The sequence below is a fragment of the Flavobacteriales bacterium genome (assembly GCA_013214975.1).
GTDB lineage: Bacteria > Bacteroidota > Bacteroidia > DT-38 > DT-38 > DT-38.
The window spans coordinates 1-1,836 of record JABSPR010000224.1 but is presented as its reverse complement, the minus strand read 5'-3'; the positions used below and the strand labels follow the sequence as shown (position 1 = coordinate 1,836).

General features: G+C 40.2%; 2 protein-coding genes. Both read right to left on the bottom strand.

Features of this window, described 5'->3' with window-relative positions; translation table 11 throughout:
- Positions 1–349: 349 nt before the first annotated feature.
- Positions 350–1,465, bottom strand: a complete 1,116-nt coding sequence (gene leuB / locus HRT72_07515; protein NQY67554.1) for a 3-isopropylmalate dehydrogenase — start codon at positions 1,463–1,465, stop codon at positions 350–352.
- A partial coding sequence (locus HRT72_07510) for a 3-isopropylmalate dehydratase small subunit (GenBank protein NQY67553.1) occupies positions 1,462–1,836 on the bottom strand: 375 nt, incomplete at its 5' end. The genes leuB and HRT72_07510, both read right to left, overlap by 4 nt.

The following is a 1,836-nucleotide window of genomic DNA, read 5'->3' as shown; positions in this document are numbered from 1 at the left end:
TTCTAATTGGCTCTTTTGTCCAGGATCGGATAGGTCTGATACACGTAATAGGTCATTTCTATGCCTTTGCTTAGTTCACCTTTCCTTTCCAGGTTCTTCAGATTATAGTTCTGATTTATCTTTTAATTTATCAAAACAAACATAAAGGCCTTTGTGTACTAGTGGTTAAACAATACAAAGCACACCGCGAAGCAGCACCGAAGGTAAACCCATCAATCAAACAAATATAATTGGCGACTTTGCGGCTCTGTGGTTAAAGCCAAGGCACAGCACAAACCCCTACAAATCCAAAGGGCGTAGCCGATCCAAATGCGGTAGCGATCCGATGATCTAAAAGGTGCAGCCGAATCTATATAAGTACCCCCTTACTCTCCTCAGTATTCCGCTTATTAATAAACACAGCTCCGTTATCCTCAATATAATTTGCGATCATATCCCCAATTCGACTACAGCTCGAAGGCGATTCAAACGACAGATCAACTGAAACTATCCCCTCTTGCATTGCCCAGTCAACTGATTCCCGAGTCACCTCCGCTTCCTCAGGCAAGCCCAAGTGATCAAAGAGCATCGCAACCGCAAGAATCGTCGCATTTGGATTCGCAATATCCTGTCCTTTTGCTTGTGGATATGAACCATGAATTGGTTCAAAAAGACCATTCGTTCCTCCAACCGAAGCAGAAGGTAGCATACCAATTGATCCCGTAATTACACTTGCCAAATCAGAAAGGATGTCACCAAACATGTTCTCTGTTAGAATAACATCAAACGATTGTGGATGTTGAATAATTTGCATTGCTGCATTGTCAACAAATAAATAATCAAGGGTGACATTTGGATATTGCTTTGCAATTCGAGTCACCTCTTTTCGCCACAAACGTGAAGTCTCAAGTACGTTTGCTTTATCAACCAATGTCAATTTACCATTTCGTTGTTCAGCCGCTTTGAAAGCCTCGTGAGTAATTTGTTCAATTTGTTTTACTGAATAGGAACACAGGTCACTCGCTTCGGACTGGTCTTCGTTTAATTTTTTCTCACCGAAATAAATCCCACCAATAAGTTCACGGTAAATCACAAAATCAACATCTGTCAACAAGTGATTTTTTAAAGGAGAACTGTTAGAAATTAAATCGTACGTTTCTATTGGGCGAATATTACAGAACAGGCCTAAATGCTGTCTTAATTTCAAAAGTCCCTGTTCAGGTCGAACGGTTAACGTCGGATCGTTGTCGTATTTTGGATCTCCAATCGCACCTAAAAGAACGGCATCGCTAGACGCACAAATTTCAAGATCTTTGTCTGTAATTGGTACACCATACCTTTCAATGGCGCAAGCACCCATGTCAACAGGAATGTATTTGAAATCATGCTCGAATCGAAAGGCAATTGAATTCATCACCTTGATTGCTTGATTCACGATTTCAGGCCCAATTCCATCGCCGTGAATTACTGCTATTTGCTTTTTCATAATATGTTCAATTCTTCAAATGCTTGCACATCTTTTTTGATACTCAATAAATATTCTAATTCGCTTATATCTTCCATGATGAATTTCTTTTTCAATGGATCTATCGCGAACGTTTTCTGAAACGAAAAGTCACCGTTGTAGATCTTTACCGATTGCGTTTCAATATCAATGTCAATATTAGCGTCAGGATGTTTTTCTACGTAGCTCATCACCAATTGCAATTCATCAGCTTCAAGTTCAATTGGTATGATGTCGTTGTTCAAAGCATTTCCCTTGAAGATATCCGCGAATTGGCTTGAAATAATAGCGCGAATTCCATAATCGGAAATGGCCCACGCCGCATGCTCTCGACTTGAACCACAGCCAAAGTT